Source organism: Falsiroseomonas tokyonensis (assembly GCF_019024325.1).
Taxonomy (GTDB): Bacteria; Pseudomonadota; Alphaproteobacteria; order Acetobacterales; family Acetobacteraceae; genus Falsiroseomonas; species Falsiroseomonas tokyonensis.
In genome coordinates, this window is sequence record NZ_JAFNJS010000001.1 from 488585 (window position 1) to 503059 (window position 14475).

Annotated in this window: 15 protein-coding genes; 10 read left to right on the forward strand and 5 right to left on the reverse strand. The window is 71.2% G+C overall.

Annotation, left to right across the window (positions count from 1 at the left end; translation table 11 throughout):
- Nucleotides 1–11 precede the first annotated feature (11 nt).
- On the reverse strand, nt 12–1208 hold the full coding sequence (locus J3S20_RS02300) for a CaiB/BaiF CoA transferase family protein (protein WP_216834232.1): 1197 nt from the start codon (nt 1206–1208) through the stop codon (nt 12–14).
- 240 nt (nt 1209–1448) lie between these two features.
- Here J3S20_RS02300 and J3S20_RS02305 point away from each other — a divergent pair, with 240 nt between their 5' ends.
- Genes J3S20_RS02305 through J3S20_RS02335 form a run of 7 tightly spaced genes read left to right on the forward strand, consistent with a single transcriptional unit; the run spans nt 1449 to nt 6891 of the window.
- Nucleotides 1449–2129 (forward strand): GntR family transcriptional regulator, encoded by a 681-nt coding sequence (locus J3S20_RS02305; RefSeq protein ID WP_216834233.1) that lies wholly within the window; start codon nt 1449–1451, stop codon nt 2127–2129.
- Nucleotides 2126–2956, forward strand: coding sequence for a sugar phosphate isomerase/epimerase family protein (locus J3S20_RS02310; protein WP_216834234.1), 831 nt, complete (start codon nt 2126–2128; stop codon nt 2954–2956). Before J3S20_RS02305 ends, J3S20_RS02310 begins: the two co-directional genes overlap by 4 nt.
- Nucleotides 2953–4047, forward strand: coding sequence for a mandelate racemase/muconate lactonizing enzyme family protein (locus J3S20_RS02315; RefSeq protein ID WP_216834236.1), 1095 nt, complete (start codon nt 2953–2955; stop codon nt 4045–4047). The genes J3S20_RS02310 and J3S20_RS02315 overlap by 4 nt, the downstream gene beginning before the upstream one ends.
- A 29-nt stretch (nt 4048–4076) precedes the next feature.
- Complete coding sequence (locus tag J3S20_RS02320) at nt 4077–5054, forward strand: Bug family tripartite tricarboxylate transporter substrate binding protein (protein WP_216834238.1); 978 nt, start codon at nt 4077–4079, stop codon at nt 5052–5054.
- Nucleotides 5047–5535 (forward strand): GAF domain-containing protein, encoded by a 489-nt coding sequence (locus tag J3S20_RS02325; RefSeq protein ID WP_216834239.1) that lies wholly within the window; start codon nt 5047–5049, stop codon nt 5533–5535. The genes J3S20_RS02320 and J3S20_RS02325 overlap by 8 nt, the downstream gene beginning before the upstream one ends.
- Before the next feature lie 31 nt (nt 5536–5566).
- Nucleotides 5567–6631: a ketopantoate reductase family protein gene (locus tag J3S20_RS02330; RefSeq protein ID WP_216834241.1), complete on the forward strand. Its 1065-nt coding sequence runs from the start codon at nt 5567–5569 to the stop codon at nt 6629–6631.
- A 59-nt stretch (nt 6632–6690) separates the two neighbouring features.
- Nucleotides 6691–6891 carry a hypothetical protein gene (locus tag J3S20_RS02335; protein ID WP_216834243.1) on the forward strand — a complete coding sequence of 67 codons (201 nt, stop codon included), beginning with the start codon at nt 6691–6693 and terminating at the stop codon, nt 6889–6891.
- Between the two features lies 1 nt (nt 6892).
- Here the strand turns inward: J3S20_RS02335 and ggt are convergent, their stop codons facing one another.
- Entirely contained in the window at nt 6893–8506 is a 1614-nt protein-coding gene (gene ggt / locus J3S20_RS02340) for a gamma-glutamyltransferase (protein WP_216834245.1), read from the reverse strand.
- A gap of 105 nt (nt 8507–8611) precedes the next feature.
- Here ggt and J3S20_RS02345 point away from each other — a divergent pair, with 105 nt between their 5' ends.
- The 3 genes from J3S20_RS02345 (at nt 8612) to J3S20_RS02355 (ending at nt 11786) form a co-directional block, all read left to right on the forward strand.
- A complete protein-coding gene (locus J3S20_RS02345) occupies nt 8612–9589 on the forward strand; it encodes a Bug family tripartite tricarboxylate transporter substrate binding protein (protein WP_216834247.1) in 978 nt (325 codons plus the stop codon).
- Between the two features lie 6 nt (nt 9590–9595).
- A complete protein-coding gene (locus J3S20_RS02350) occupies nt 9596–10498 on the forward strand; it encodes an ABC transporter substrate-binding protein (RefSeq protein WP_216834249.1) in 903 nt (300 codons plus the stop codon).
- 109 nt (nt 10499–10607) lie between these two features.
- Nucleotides 10608–11786 carry an MFS transporter gene (locus tag J3S20_RS02355; protein WP_216834251.1) on the forward strand — a complete coding sequence of 393 codons (1179 nt, stop codon included), beginning with the start codon at nt 10608–10610 and terminating at the stop codon, nt 11784–11786.
- On the opposite strand, the gene J3S20_RS02360 is transcribed toward J3S20_RS02355, so the two are convergent.
- From J3S20_RS02360 to J3S20_RS02370, 3 genes are read right to left on the reverse strand one after another with little or no spacing between them, the layout of a single operon-like run.
- A complete protein-coding gene (locus J3S20_RS02360) occupies nt 11711–12439 on the reverse strand; it encodes an ABC transporter permease subunit (RefSeq protein ID WP_216834252.1) in 729 nt (242 codons plus the stop codon). The genes J3S20_RS02355 and J3S20_RS02360 overlap by 76 nt on opposite strands.
- Complete coding sequence (locus J3S20_RS02365; protein WP_216834254.1) at nt 12436–13350, reverse strand: ABC transporter ATP-binding protein; 915 nt, start codon at nt 13348–13350, stop codon at nt 12436–12438. Before J3S20_RS02365 ends, J3S20_RS02360 begins: the two co-directional genes overlap by 4 nt.
- Nucleotides 13347–14471 (reverse strand): ABC transporter permease subunit, encoded by a 1125-nt coding sequence (locus J3S20_RS02370; protein WP_216834255.1) that lies wholly within the window; start codon nt 14469–14471, stop codon nt 13347–13349. Before J3S20_RS02370 ends, J3S20_RS02365 begins: the two co-directional genes overlap by 4 nt.
- Nucleotides 14472–14475 lie beyond the last annotated feature (4 nt).

Sequence of the window (14475 nt, forward strand, 5' to 3'; positions counted from 1 at the left end):
GCGCGCTGCTCCTAGGAGATCACGCGCGCGGCGCGCAGCCGAGCGATCTCATCTGCCGAATGTCCCAGCTCCGCCAGCACGGCATCCGTATGCGCCCCGGCATCCGGGGTCGGCGTGCGGATATCCCAGGCGAGGTCGCTCATATTGATCGGGTTGCGCACCAGCTTCTGGTCGCCCAGCCGCGGATGCGCGATGGGCTTGGCCATTTGCAGATGCTGCACCTGCGGATCCGCAAAAGTCTGGTCGATGGTATTGATCGGACCGCAGGGAATGCCCGCGGGGTCCAGCACCTCGATCCAGTGCAGGCTGGGCTTGGTGCGCGTCACCTCGCTGATCGCGGCATTGATCGCGGCGCGATCGTCGGACCGGCCGTCCCGGGTGTTCCAGCCCGGCCGCGTCTTCCATTCCGGCTTTTCCAGCGCATCGCAGAAGCGTTCCCACATGCGGGGCGAGGATGCGGCGAGCGCGATGGGGCGATCTGCGGTGGGATAGACGCCTGTGGGGATGGAGGTCGGATGGTCGTTGCCCGCCTGCCCCGCCACCTCACCTGCCAGCAGCCAGCGGCTGGCCTGGAAATCCAGCATGAAGACCATGACTTCCAGCAGGCTGGTATGCACCCATCGGCCATGCCCCGTTCGGGTGCGGTCGAACAGCGCCATCATAACCGCCAGCGCCAGCAGATTTCCGGCGGTGAGGTCCGCGACCGGAATGCCCACGCGCACCAGCCCTGCCCCGGGAATGCCGGTGATGCTCATCAGCCCGCCCATGCCCTGCGCGATCTGGTCGACGCCGGCGCGATGGCCATAGGGCCCGTCCTGGCCGAAGCCGCTGATCGAGCCATAAACAATGCGCGGATTCACCGCGCTGACGCTGGCATAGTCGACACCGAGGCGGAATTTCACGGCAGCGCGCATATTCTCGACCACCACATCGGCGGTCTTCGCCAGCTGGAAAAAGATGGCCTTGCCCTGCTCAGTCTTCAGGTCGATCTGCATGGCGCGCTTGTTGCGGTGCAGATTCTGGTAGTCGAAGCCGTCCTGGTCGCCCGCAATGTCCGCACCTTCCGCACCCGGCGGCGCGATGCGGATGACTTCCGCGCCCCAATCGGCCAAGTGCCGCACGCAGGTGGGCCCGGCCCGCGCCACGGTCAGGTCGAGGACTCGCAGACCCGACAGGGGCAGGGCATTGGCGGGTGTTGCATCGCTCATGCGCGCCGCAGCCCTGCCCGACGCGTGCGGCACCGCGCGGCGGTGATCACCATCGACGTCCTCCCGAACGTGGCTTTTTGTCTCTGTGTCTCAGCTTGTCAGGCCGCGGCGGAACTGTAAACACTTTATCCCATGGCAGATGCACCAGCGTCTTTCCCGCTGCCCCTCACCCCAGTCGAGGCATTGCCGCATGCTGCGGTGCACCGCGAAGCGGCACAGCGCGGCCCGCGGCGCGGCCGCATGCGCCGGCCCCAGGCACTGGGCATCGACGTGGCGCGGCGGATCGAGGCGCTGATCCTGGATGGCACCCTGCGCGCTGGCGAAAGGTTGAACGAGGTGGCCCTGGCGCGCAGCCTCGGCGTCAGTCGCGGCCCGGTGCGGGAAGCGGCGCGCGCGCTGGAAAAGACCGGCCTAGTCACCGTGATCATGAATCGCGGGGCTTTCGTCCGGACCCTGACCCTGGATGAGGCGATGGACATTTACGAGATCAACGCCGCGCTTTTCGGCCTTGCCGCCGCGCGCCTCGCAACCCTGCTCGTGCCCGCACAGGCCGCGGCGCTGCGCATGATGGTGCAGGCGATGGAAGGCGCCATCGCGCGCGGTTGCCGCGACAGCTTCTTCCAGATCAACTCGGAATTCCACGCCTTCATCATGACGTCCAGCCGCAACCGGGAGGCTGCGATGCTGTACCAGCAGTTGACCCGCAAGCTGATGCTGCTGCGCCGGAGATCCTTCGAACAGCCGGGCCATATGGCGCTGGCGAACCGGGAGCACAGGGCGCTGATGCAGGCCATCCTGTCCGGCGACGCAGCGCGGGCGCGAGGGCTGGCGGAGGCGCATGCACGGCGCGGCCGCAGCCGCTTCCTCGACGCCATCGGACACGCCGCGCCAGACGGCGCCAACAGGGAGGAGAGGCCATGACCCTTTTCGAGCGCATCAGCGTCGATATCGGCCGCCGCCTGAAGCTGGAGGACGCGATCGCCTGGGCCGGCGCGCACAAGGTGCGCCATATCGACATCCAGCTGGACACGGGTGCGAATGCCGTGACCAGTTTCGACGCGACGCGCGCCAAGGGCATCCGCGCCCTGCTGGAAAAGCATGAGGTGCATCTGGGCCTGCACACCCTTTCCGCCGTGAATGTCGCGGAGTATTCGCCCTTCCTGTCGGAGGCCGTGGATTCCTACATGCGCGCCTATATCGAGGCGATGCCGCTGCTGGGCGCTGGCTCCATCGTGGTGCATGCCAGCTACCATTTCACGGCGGATGTCGAGATGCGGATGCAGGCAGGGCTGGACCGGCTGAAGCGCATGGTGGAGCACGCGGAAAAGCACAAGGCGCTGCTGCTGCTGGAGAATCTCAACAAGGAACCGGCGGATGCCGAGGTGCACTATCTGGCGCATACGATGGAGGAATGGGCCTACTACTACGACGCCATCGACAGCCCCGCCTTCGCGCTGAGCTTCACCGCCAACCACGCGCATCTCATGCCCGATGGCGTGGAGGGTTTTCTCGCGCGCATCCCGATGCAGCGGGTGGTGGAAGTGCGCCTGGCGGATTGCTGGCGCAACGGGCACGAGCAGCACCTGGTCCCCGGCGAGGGCGACTTCGACTTCGGCGACATGTTCCGCCGCATCGAGGCGATGGGCTTCCGTGGCCACTACATGAATGCCTTCGGCACGCTTGAGAACATGGACCAGGCGCGCCACCGGCAGGTCAGGGCGGCCCGCGCGGCCGGCGTCGCGGCATGAGCCGCATCCGCAGCATCACCGCGGCCGTGGAGCGCCTGGCACCCGTCGCGGCCGCGAAGGGCTATGCGGGGCTGGACACGCCCGCCTTCGTCCGCTGCCGTGTCACGACGGAGGACGAGCTGGTCGGCACCGGCGTCACCGGCCGCTTCCTGGCGGAGGAGGTGGTGGCGCTGCTGGCCCGCATGGCGGAGCCGCTGCGGGGCGAGGATGCGCGGTGCATCGAGGCCATCCGCGCCAAACTTACCGCGCGCTTCAATCCCCGCAGCGCGACCGGCGCCTTCGTCTCCGCGCTCTCGGCGCTGGACATGGCGCTTTGGGATTTGCGCGCGCGGGCGTTGGGGGAGCCGCTGTGGCGGCTGCTGGGCGGCGCGCGCCAGGCCGTGCCCTGCTACGCCACCGTGGGCCTGCCGGGCTATGCGGAGGATGAGCTCGCTGCCGTCTGCCAGCGCAGCATCGCGGCCGGCTTCGTCGGCGTGAAGATGCTGGTGGCCGCCGGCGGCCGTGGCGTGGCGGAGGATGCGCGCCGCGTGCGCGCCGTCCGCAGCGCCATCGGCCCCAAGGCACTGCTGATGCTGGACGCGAATTGCGGCATGGACGTCGCCACCGCGCGCCGCTTGGCGCTGATGGTGGAGGAGTGCGACGTCGCCTGGTTCGAGGAGCCGGTGCTGGGCAACGACCTGGAGATGCTGGCCAGCCTGCGCCGCGCGATCCGTATCCCCATCGGCGCCGGGCAGATGGTGCAGTCCATGGCCTGGTTCCGCGAGGCGCTGACTCGTGGCGCGGTGGACTGGCTGCAGCCCAATGCCGCCTTCTGCGGCGGCATCAGCGCGGCGCTACGCATCCTTTCGCTGGCCGAGGCGCATGGCACGCCGGTGGCGCATGCCGGCGGCTGGGACATCGCCAATGCCGCGCTGATGGCCGGCCATGCCCAGGGCGGCCTGCTGGAGATGCATGGCGCACAGCTGGCGCTGCGCCAGCGCCTGGTGGAGGACCTGGTGCCGGAGGCTGGCGTGATGCATCTGCCCGACCGCCCCGGCATCGGCTTCGCCTTCCGCGAGGAAGCGCTTTCCGAGGCGCCGCCAGCCGGCTAAAGCGGCAAGCTTCCGAGGAGGATCCCGCCATGCCGCAGATCACGCGCCGCGCCGCCCTTGCCACCACCCTCGTCCTGGCCGCACAGGCCGCCGGGGCGCAGGAGCGCTATCCGAGCCGTCCGGTGAGCATCATCGTGCCCTGGGCCGCTGGCGGCACCACGGATATCCTGGCCCGCGTGCTGGCGGAGCCTCTGCGCCGCGCCATGGGCCAGCCCTTCGTCGTGGAAAATCGCTCCGGCGCCTCCGGCAATATCGGCTCCAACGCCGTGGCGCGGGCGCGGCCCGATGGCTATGCGCTGCTCTTCGGCTCGATGAGCACGCATGCGATGAACGATGCGCTGTTCAACAATATGCCCTTCAACGGCGTGGAGGATTTCACGCCGATCGCGCTGCTGGCCTTCGTGCTGAACACCATGGTGATCCATCCCTCGGTGCCGGCGAATTCGGTCGCGGAGTTCATCGCCTATTGCAAGGCGAATCCGGGCAAGGTGGCCTATGCCTCCGCCGGGCCGGGTTCCACCAACCACCTCTGCGCCGCGATGTTTGCGCGCATGGCGGGGATCGAGATGGTGCATGTGCCCTACCGCGGCGGTGCGCCGGCGGTGCAGGACACGGTGGCGGGCCAGACGCAGCTTCTGTTCAGCGCCGGCACGCAGACGCTGAGCCATGTGCGCGACGGCCGGCTGAAGCTGCTGGCCGTGACGGAGGGCCGCCGCTCCAGCCTGCTACCGGATGTGCCGACAGTGGCGGAGACGGTGCCGGGCTATGAGATGGCCGTGTGGTACGGCGTGCTCGGCCCCAAGGGAATGCCGCAGGACCTGGTGGCGCAGCTGAACACCGAGATCAATAAGGCGATGCTGCTGCCGGAGGTGAAGGACCGCATGGCGGCGATCGGGGTCGAGGTGGTGAACGAAACCCCCGTCGCCTTCGCCACCACGTTGCGCGCCGATGCGGAGAAGTGGAGCCGCGCGATCCGCGAGCTGGGCATCGGCATGACCGATGCCTGATGCGGTGCTGACCGCCGCCCAGCTTTCCCGGATGGCGGAGGCCGCGCGGGAGGCGCGGCCGCTCGCCCTGCTGCGGGCGGCGGATGAGATCGGGCGGCAGGCGATGGGGCATCGCCTCTGCACCGCCATGCGTTTCGATGCCGCGGCGATGACGGTCCGCCGGCTCTACAGCTCGGACCCTGAAAGCTATCCGGTCGGCGGCACTAAACCGAAACGGGACACCGCCTGGGGCCGGCATGTGCTGCTGGAACGGCGCGTCTTCGTCGGCGAGGGCGCTGACGCGATCACGGAATTCTTCGACGACCACGCGCTGATCCTCGGCCTCGGCCTCCGCAGCATCGTCAATGTGCCGATCCTGCATGGCGGCGTCTGCCTCGGCACGGTGAATTTCCTCTGGGCGGAGGAACGGGTGCGGCCCGAATGGCGGGCGCTGGCGGAACTTCTGGGCCTGGTGGTGGCGCCGGACTGGATCGCCGCCTAACCTGCCGCGCCAATCGAGGAGGACGCCGTTCATGTCGCAACGCATCGCCATCATCGGCGCCGGCGCCGTCGGTGCCTATGCCGGCGCCTATATGGTCCAGGCCGGCGAGGATGTGACCTTCGTCGACATGTGGCCCGAGAATGTCGAGGCGATCCGCAACGCGGGGCTGCGCGTCACGCATCTGAAGGACGTGCCGGAGTTCAGCGTGCAGGCCCGCGCCTTGCACCTGACGGAATTGCAGCAGGTCGCCCGCGAGAAGCCTTTCGACATCGCCTTCATCTGCGTCAAATCCTATGACACGGCCTGGGCAACGCAGATGGTGGCGCAGTATCTCGCCCCCACCGGCTTCTGCGTCAGCCTGCAGAACTGCATGAACGAGGCGACCATCGCCGGCATCGTCGGCTGGGGCCGCACGCTGGGCGCGGTGGCCAGTTCCATCACCGTGGAGCTCGCGGCGCCCGGCCATGTGAAGCGCGCCTCCGGCAAGGGCGGCGCCGCGCATACCGTCTATCGGGTGGGGGAGGTGCATGGCCGCGCAACGCCGCGCGCGCAGGAAGTGGCGCGGCTGACCGCACTGTCCGACAGCACGCTGCTGACGCCGAATTTGTGGGGGGAGCGCTGGACCAAGCTGGTGGCGAATGTGATGCAGAATGGCATTTCGGCGGCCACCGGCCTGATCAGCCGCGACGTGCTGCTGGACGACCGGCTTCGCCACTTTACCGCGCGGCTGGGCAGCGAGGCGATCCGCACCGGCCAGGCGCTGGGCTATGCGTTGGAGGAGGTGCTGCATATCGATCCCGAGACCATCGCCCGCGCCGGGGAAGGCGATGCGGCGGCACTGGCGGAATACGACCGGCATCGCCTGGCGGGGGCGAACAAGCCCGGCGGCGGTGCGCATCGTCCCTCCATGGGCCAGGACATGATGAAGGGCCGCCGCACGGAGATCGAGGCGATGAACGGCTATGTGGTGCAGCAGGCGGAACCCCTCGGCATCGCGACGCCGGCCAATGCGGCGCTGACCGCCTTGGTGCAGCGGGTGGAGCGCGGCGAGATCGCGGCCGATCCGCGCCACATCCACGACCTGGGGTTGAACTGAGGCAACCCGGACGGGTGGACCAGCGTTTTCCTCTCGCCGACATCCGAAGGGAGGGACGCATGTATGTGAACGACTTGCAGCGGCGAATCGGCGCCGCATCCCGCGGCGCCGCCACCCGCGCCGCGCTGCGCGCCTTGTGGCACCGGCAGCAACCGCAGACACGCGGAACGGCGGAGGAATGCCTGCGCGTGGCGCAGGAGCCGGAGTGGCGGCTGGAGCCGCTGCGCCGGCAGCAGGGCGCGCCGCCAACGAGGCCCTGAGCTACCAGGCGACGGCGACGCCGCCACCGCCGCGCGGGTCGGCGCCGCCGGCGGGCCTGCCGTCGCGCAGCAGGATGGCATGGGCGCGACTCATCCCCGGGTCGTAGGACAGCGGCGAATGCCGCACCTCATGGCCCAGCTTGCGCAGCGCCTGCACCACATCCTCCTGCACCCGCGCCTCACAGAAAATGGGCCCGCCCTCGCAGTGGATGCGTGGGAAGGACACGGCCTCCACCGCGCCCATGCCGAAGTCGATGGCATTGACGATGGTGGTGAGCACGGCGGAGATGATGACACTGCCGCCCGGCGCGCCGACGATCATCCAGGGCGCGCCATCCTTCATCACGATGGTGGGCACCATGCCGGTGGTGCGCGCCTTGCCCGGTGCCATGCTGTTCGGCCGGCCAGGCCGCATGTCGAAGAGCTTCATGGCATTGTTCCAGTTGAAGCCCAGCCCGGGCGTCACCACGCCGGCGCCGGTGCCCAGCGTATGCGTCAGAGAGACGCAGTTCCCCGCCGCATCCCAGGCCGAGACATGCGTGGTGCAGGAGGGTGGCGAGGCGCGGTGGCCGCCCGGCATCCAGCCATCGCGGATGCGCGCCGCCCAGTCGGCGGCGCGGGGCTTGGAGATCATCTCCGCCACCGGAACCTCGACGAAATCCGGGTCCGCCAGCCAGGTCTCGCGATCCTCATGCGCCGCGGCCATGGCGCGCGCGACGAGGTCCAGGTGTCGCACGCTGCCCGGCTGGACGCCGGCGAGATCGAACTGCTCCAGGATGTTCAGCATGGCGATCAGCACGGCGCCGGAGCCTGGCGGCGGATTGCTGGCGATGCCATAGCCACGATAGCTGCCGATCACCGGTGGCGCTTCCCGCACCGCATAGCCGGCCAGGTCCTCGGCGGTGACGAAGGCGCCGTTATACGCGAAATCCTCGGCGATGCGGGCGGCGATCTCGCCGCGGTAGAAGTCGGCCGCACCATGCCGCGCAAGGCGTTCCAGGCTGTCTGCCATCTCAGGCTGGCGCAGCGTGTCGCCCACCTTGTGCGGCGTGCCCTGGGCGTCGAGGTACAGGGCCGCGCAGGCCGGCGTGGTGGAGAGGCGGCGCAGGCCGCTTGGCAGGCCGGGCTGCGGGGTTCGGGTCAGGAAGTCGTGGTGGAAGGGCGCCACCACCACACCCTCCCGCGCCATGCGGATGGCGGGCGCCAGCAGCGTGGCCCAATCCATGCTGCACAGCATCGCATGGAAGCGGGCGAGGCCGGCCACGGTGCCCGGCGTCATGATGGCCTGGTAGCCGAGCTCCGCGCGAAAATCCTCGAACAGTGCATAGCCGGAAATCTCGGAACGTCCCTGGCTGTCCGCCGCCCACATGTCCGGCGTCACCTTCGCCCCGGCACGCGCATGGAAATCGATCATGCCGTGGCGGCCGCTGCGCGCATCGAGGAACTGCAGCGTGCCCATGCCGCCCAGCCCGCACATGAAGGGATCCTGCACCATCTGGCAAAAGGCGGTTGCCAATGCGGCATCGAAGGCATTGCCGCCACGCCGCAGCACTGCGGCGCCGGCATCCGCCGCGCGCGGCTGCGGACAGACCACCAGGCCCCTGATCGCGTCCATGCCGTGCCTCCCTGACCGGATCGCAGGCTGCACCCGCGCGGCAGTCTTTGACAGCCCCGTCGGGGGCTGGTTTCATCAGGACAATTCGACGCGAAGGACGCAGCCATGCCGACCAGCCGCCGAGCCCTTCTTGCCGCCGCCGCCGCCTTGCCTCTCGCTGCACCCGCCGCCCTGCGCGCGCAACCACGCTATCCGGACCGGCCGGTGCGCGTCATCGTGCCCTTCGCCGCCGGCGGCATCATCGATGTGGTGGCGCGCCTGGTGAACGAGCCGCTGGCCCGCGAGCTCGGCCAGCCCTTCGTCATCGAGAACCAGCCCGGCGCCGGCTCCACCATCGGCGCGCGCACCGTCGCGCGGGCGCGGCCGGATGGCTATACGCTGATGATCAACGGCGCCGCGCAATCGGTGATCCCGGCGCTTTACAAGGATGCGGGCTTCGACAGCGTGGCGGATTTCATCCCCGTCGGGCTGGTCGGCGACCAGACCTTCCTGGCCTGCGTGCATCCCTCCGTCCCGGTGCGGGACGTGCCGACGCTGCTGTCCTGGCTGCGGGAGAAGCGCGGCCAGGCCACCTTCGCCACCACCGGCATCGGCGCCGCCTCGCACCTCGCAGGGGAATTGCTGAAGAGCCTCGCGGGGGTGGATTTCACCGTGGTGACCTATCGCGGCACGCCGGCGGCGGTGACGGATTTCATCGCCGGGCGCATCGACATGATGATCGACAGCCAGACGCTGCTCGCGCCCTTCGTCGCGGATGGCAAGGCGCGCGCCGTCGCCGTCACCACCACCCGCCGCTCCAAGCTGCTGCCCGATCTGCCGACCTTCGCGGAAGCGGGCGTCGCCGACTATCGCGCTTCCTCCTTCCAGGCCATGTATGCGCCAGCCGGCACGCCGGCGCCGATCGTGCAGACCCTTTCGGCCGCGCTGCTGAAGGTGCTGGCGGACCCCGCGGTGCAGGAGTCCTTCACCGCGCGGGGCGTGGACCCGATGCCGGGCGACAGCGCCGCCGCGCGGCGGTTCCTGGAGGCGGAATCGGCCAAATGGGTGCCAATCCTGGAACGCACCGGCGCGACGGCCGGCTGAGCCGCGATGCAGACGCTGGTCCTGGTGGAGCCCTTCCGCGCCGTCTTCTACGCGCCCTACTACGTCGCGCTGGAGGGCGGCCACTTCACCCATCGCGGCATCCGCATGCAGCTGGAAACCGCCGGCACGCCGGATGCCGCGGCGGGGCGGCTGCTGGATGGCAGCGCGGACCTGGCCTGGAGCGGGCCGATGCGGCCGATGCTGGAACGCAGCCGCGACGCCGCCAGCCCGCTGCGGAGCTTTGGCGCCGCGGTGATGCGCGACCCCTTCCTGCTGCTCGGCATGGGGGCGCGGCCGGGCTTCCAGATGGCGGATCTCGCAACGCTGCGCGTCGCCATCCCGTCGGAGGTGCCGACGCCCTGGTGGTGCCTGATGCATGACCTGCGGCAGGCCGGCGTGGATCCCGCCACCTGCCCCGGCCATGTACGGATGCCGATGCCGGAGGGCGCCTCCGCGCTGCGCGAAGGGCGCGTCGATGCGGTAATGCTCTTCGAGCCTCACGCGGCAGCGCTGGAGGAGGCGGGCGCCACCGTCTGGTATGCGGCGGCGGACCGCGGCCTTACCGCCTATTCCGCGCTCTATGCCGTCACGCCGCGCATCGCGCAGAAGCATGCGGCCTTCACAGCCGTGGTGCAGGGCCTGGGCGCGGCGCTGGACTGGCTGCGTGCCGCCACCCCGGCCGAGATCGCCGCCGTGCTGGCGCCGCGCTTCGCCGAAATGCCGCAAGCGCATCTGCTGCGGGCCATCGGGCGCTACCAGCGGCTCGGCCTGTGGGAGAACACCACGCATCTGCCGCGCGCGGCGCTGGATGGGCTGGCGGCGGCCATGATCTCCTCGGGCGCCATGACCCATCATCCCGGCTACGAATCCTGCATCGACCTGTCGCTGGACCTGGTCGGGCCGGGCTGAACCGCCCGCGCAGGTCTGCCCCTCCCCCGGCGCGGCTTCACAGGGGCCTTGGGGATGGAAATGATGACCCCGGGAAGCGGGCCGGGGGCGGATGCAGCATAGCCAAAGAATGAACCTGCTGATGGTGGCGCTGGGCGCCATGTTCCTGCAGCAGACCTTCGCGGCGCTGGGGCGCAACCTGCCCTCCATCATCGCCCCGGCCATCCTGGACGATTTGCGGCTGGATGCCGCCTGGCTCGGTGTCTATGTCGGTATCGGCGCGCTGGCCTCGCTCGGCTTCCAGCTCGGCTGCGGCAGCTTCATCATCCGCCATGGCGCATTGCGGGTCAGCCAGGTGGCGCTGCTGATGCTTGCGGCGGGGCTGGTGGCGGCCTGCATCGGGCCGCTCGGCTTCTTCGCGCTGTCGGCGGTGATCGGCGCCGGGGGCGCGGCCGTTTCCACCCCGGCCAGTTCGCATCTGCTCGGCCGCTATTCGCCGCCGCGCTATGCGCCGCTTGTCTTTTCCATCAAGCAGACGGCGGTGCCGGCGGGGCTGCTGCTGGGCGGGCTGCTGGGGCCGCTGCTGACGGGCTGGTGGGGCTGGCGTGGCGCCATGCTGGCCTCCGCCGCCGCCTGCCTCGTGCTGGCGGTGTTGCTGCAGCCGCTGCGCGCGGAATTCGATGCCGACCGCGTCCCGGGCCGCAGCTTTCGCCTCTCCGATTTCCACACCACCCTGGCCGTGGTGATGCGCGACCGGGAGCTGTTCAAGCTTTCGCTCGCCTGCTTTGTCTTCAACGGGCTGCAGACCGTCTTCATGGCCTATTTCGTGGTCTATCTGACGGCCTTGGGGCATCCGTTGGCGGTGGCGGGCTTCATCTTCTCCGCCGCCACCCTGGCCGCGGTGCCCGGCCGCATCCTCTGGGGGTGGATCGGCAGCGTGCTGGTTTCGCCGCGCGTGGTGATGGGGGCGCTGGCGCTCGGCATGGCGGCAAGTTCGCTGCTGGCCGGGTTGTCGGGACCGGGCTGGCCTCTGCTGCTGCTGGGGCTGGTGGGCGGCGGGCTGAGCCTCACGGCACTGTCCTGGAACGGGGTCCTGCTGGCGGAGGCGGCGCGGCTGGCGCCGGAGGGGCTACGCGGGGCGGCGACCGGCGGCGTGCTGTCCTTCGGCCAGCTCGGCGCGCTGCTGATGCCGCTGGCCTTTGCCAGCGTGCTGTGGCTGACGGGCCGCTACGATTACGGCTTCCTGCTCTGTGGCCTGCCTTCGCTGCTGGCCGGGCTGGCGCTGCTGCGCCGGCCGCGCGCCGCATAGGTGGAGGCCGCCAGCAGGGCGCCTTCCGCCGCGAAGGCCAGCGCCGCGGTGGCCGCCGCGCCCTGCAGCACCAGCAGCTGGTTCTGATTTTGCAGGCCGAGCACGATGGGCGTGCCGAGCGTCGCCGCCCCGGCCAGGGCGCCCACCGCGGCGGTGGCCACGGCCAGCACCAGCGCCACGCGCAGCCCGTCCAGCACCAGCGGCCAGGCCAGCGGCAGCTCCACCTCTCGCAGCGCGCCGGCGGGGGTATAGCCCAAGGCGAGCGCGGCCAGCCGCGCCTCGGGCGGCACTGCCTCCAGCGCCGCCACCGTGGCGCGCAGCACCGGCATCAGCCCGTAGAGCAGCAGCGCCAGGATGGTGGGGCCCCAGCCGAACCCCATGGCGGGCACGGCCAGCGCCACCGCCACCACCGGCGGCACCGCCTGGGCGGCGGCGGCCAGGGCATCGGCGGCGGGGCGCAGCGCGCGGCCGGCGGGGCGGGTCACCAGCACGCCGAGCGCGAGCCCCAGCGCCGCGGCCGGCACCACGCCAGCCAGCGCCAGCCCGGCATGGCTGGCGGCCAGGCCCAGCAGGCGGCCGGGCGGGAAGCCGCCGAACCAGCCGGGCAGCAGCGCCACCAGCGCCAGGACCAGGGCCAGCAGCGGCGCCATCATCGGCCGCGCGCCAGCACGGCCTCCAGCCGCAGGGACCCCTGGCCCAGCGCCAGCACGTCCCGCCCCGTCTCCGCCATGCGGGACAGCGCATCGGCCAGGGTCGCGCCCTCATCCAGCGCGGGGGCATCGGCGGGTGCGGGCCGAGCGTCCTGCGCCACCTCGGCCGGCAAGAGCGACAGGCGGCGCAGGCCGGGCTGGCCGCCGCCCAGCAGGGTGCGGGCGAAATCCGGCGCATCCGGCGCCACCAGGGCGGCGGGCGGCCCTTCCGCCACCAGCCGGCCGTCGCGCAGCACCGCCACCTGGCTGGCCAGTTCCAGCGCCTCCTCCGGGTCATGCGTCACCAGCAGGATGGTTTTTCCAGTTTCGGCATGGATGCGGCGGAGCTCGGCGCGCAGGTCGCGGCGGGTGATGGGGTCCACGGCGCCAAAGGGCTCGTCCATCAGCAGGATGTCGGGGTCCGCCGCCAGGGCGCGGGCCAGGCCGACACGCTGCGCCTGGCCGCCGGAGAGTGCGCCGGGCAGGCGCTCCGCCAGGCCGGGGTCGAGCTGGACCATCTCCAGCAGATCGGCGACGCGGGCGGCAATGCGGGAGGAGTCCCAGCCCAGCAGCCGCGGCACCGTGCCGATATTGGCGGCGACGGTCCGGTGCGGGAACAGGCCGGTGGATTGCATCACATAGCCGATGGAGCGCCGCAGCCGCGCCGGATCCTGGCCCGCCACGTCACTGCCGCGCACCAGCACGCGGCCGGCGCTCGGCTCCACCAGGCGGTTGACCAGTTTCATCAGCGTCGACTTGCCGGAGCCGGAGGGGCCGACCAAGACACAGAGCATGCCGGCCGGAACCTCCAGCGTCACCTCCGAGAGCGCCGTGGTGCCGCCGAAGCGCACGGAGACATTTTCGAAATGGATCATGTGTTCGTGCCCAGCCGCTGTTCCACCAGGCGGGCCAGCGCATCCGCCGCCAGGGCCAGGGCCATGATCGGCAGGGCGCCCAGCAGCATCAGGTCCGTGGCGAATTGGGCCAGCCCCTCGAAGACCAGCGCGCCAAGGCCGCCGGCCCCGACCAGGCCGCCGAGCGTCACCAGCCCGATCGCCTGCACCACCGCCAGCCGCAGGCCCCCGGCGAAGACCGGCAAGGCGAGGGGCAGCCGCACCTCCCGCGTGATGCCGCCTTCGGTCATGCCCATGGCGCGGGCGGCGGCCACCGCGGCGGGGTCGGCTGCCGTCAGCCCGCCCAGGATGGACCGCCAGAGCGGCAGCGCCAGGTAGCCGGCGGTCGCCAGCACCGCCGGCGCCGGGCCGATGGCGCCGAGGCCGAGGCCGCGCAGCGCCGGCAGCAGCGCCAGCAGCCCGGCCAGCAGCGGGATCAGCGCGGCGAAGAGCGCGATGGCCGGCACCACCTGCACGGCGCCGAGCGCGGCGCCCATCGGCCCGGCCGCGCGCGGCCGCCGGAAGCCGGCCCAGGCCAGCGGCACGGCCAGCAGCAGCGCCAGGGCCAGCGCGGCGCCCGCCAGCGCCAGGTGGCGCAGCAGCGCCGCATGCACCGCCGCCTGCCGCGCCTGGTATTCCACCACCAGGGACAGGGCTGCGAAGGTTTCGGCCTGCCAAAGCCCCGCCAGGACCAGCAGCGCCAGCGCGGCCAGGGCCACGCGGCCAAGGGTCGGCAGCGCCGCCGCGCGCGCCACTACCAGCGCCGCGCCCGCCATCAGCCCCAGCCAGAACCCACCGCCCAGACCGGCCCGTGCCGCGGGTGCCATGCCTTCCAAGGCGGCGGCCGCCGCCCATCCGGTGGCCGCCAGCAGCAGCGCCAGGCCGGCAAGGCCCGCGCCGGCGCCAAGCCAAGCGGGCAGGCGCCACGGCACCGCCAAAGCCAGCGCGAGAAGCGCAGCCGGCCCGGCCCAGCCCAGGGCGGAAAAGCCCGGCATCCCGGTGCCCGGCAGCAGCCGGTTCGGCGCGACGGTCAGCCAGGGCAGCAGCAGGCCGGCCAGCACCGACGCCAGCAGCAGCGCCCGGCCGATTTCCCCGGCCCGCATCCGC

Coding starts and splice junctions, on each gene's coding strand:
- J3S20_RS02310 (WP_216834234.1), top strand. CDS start 2,126: ATGACCCTTTTCGAGCGCATCAGCGTCGATATCGGCCGCCGCCTGAAG.
- J3S20_RS02305 (WP_216834233.1), top strand. CDS start 1,449: ATGCGCCGGCCCCAGGCACTGGGCATCGACGTGGCGCGGCGGATCGAG.
- J3S20_RS02325 (WP_216834239.1), top strand. CDS start 5,047: ATGCCTGATGCGGTGCTGACCGCCGCCCAGCTTTCCCGGATGGCGGAG.
- J3S20_RS02330 (WP_216834241.1), top strand. CDS start 5,567: ATGTCGCAACGCATCGCCATCATCGGCGCCGGCGCCGTCGGTGCCTAT.
- J3S20_RS02360 (WP_216834252.1), bottom strand. CDS start 12,439: ATGATGGCGCCGCTGCTGGCCCTGGTCCTGGCGCTGGTGGCGCTGCTG.
- J3S20_RS02350 (WP_216834249.1), top strand. CDS start 9,596: ATGCAGACGCTGGTCCTGGTGGAGCCCTTCCGCGCCGTCTTCTACGCG.
- ggt (WP_216834245.1), bottom strand. CDS start 8,506: ATGGACGCGATCAGGGGCCTGGTGGTCTGTCCGCAGCCGCGCGCGGCG.
- J3S20_RS02300 (WP_216834232.1), bottom strand. CDS start 1,208: ATGAGCGATGCAACACCCGCCAATGCCCTGCCCCTGTCGGGTCTGCGA.
- J3S20_RS02315 (WP_216834236.1), top strand. CDS start 2,953: ATGAGCCGCATCCGCAGCATCACCGCGGCCGTGGAGCGCCTGGCACCC.
- J3S20_RS02335 (WP_216834243.1), top strand. CDS start 6,691: ATGTATGTGAACGACTTGCAGCGGCGAATCGGCGCCGCATCCCGCGGC.
- J3S20_RS02365 (WP_216834254.1), bottom strand. CDS start 13,350: ATGATCCATTTCGAAAATGTCTCCGTGCGCTTCGGCGGCACCACGGCG.
- J3S20_RS02355 (WP_216834251.1), top strand. CDS start 10,608: ATGAACCTGCTGATGGTGGCGCTGGGCGCCATGTTCCTGCAGCAGACC.
- J3S20_RS02320 (WP_216834238.1), top strand. CDS start 4,077: ATGCCGCAGATCACGCGCCGCGCCGCCCTTGCCACCACCCTCGTCCTG.
- J3S20_RS02345 (WP_216834247.1), top strand. CDS start 8,612: ATGCCGACCAGCCGCCGAGCCCTTCTTGCCGCCGCCGCCGCCTTGCCT.
- J3S20_RS02370 (WP_216834255.1), bottom strand. CDS start 14,471: ATGCGGGCCGGGGAAATCGGCCGGGCGCTGCTGCTGGCGTCGGTGCTG.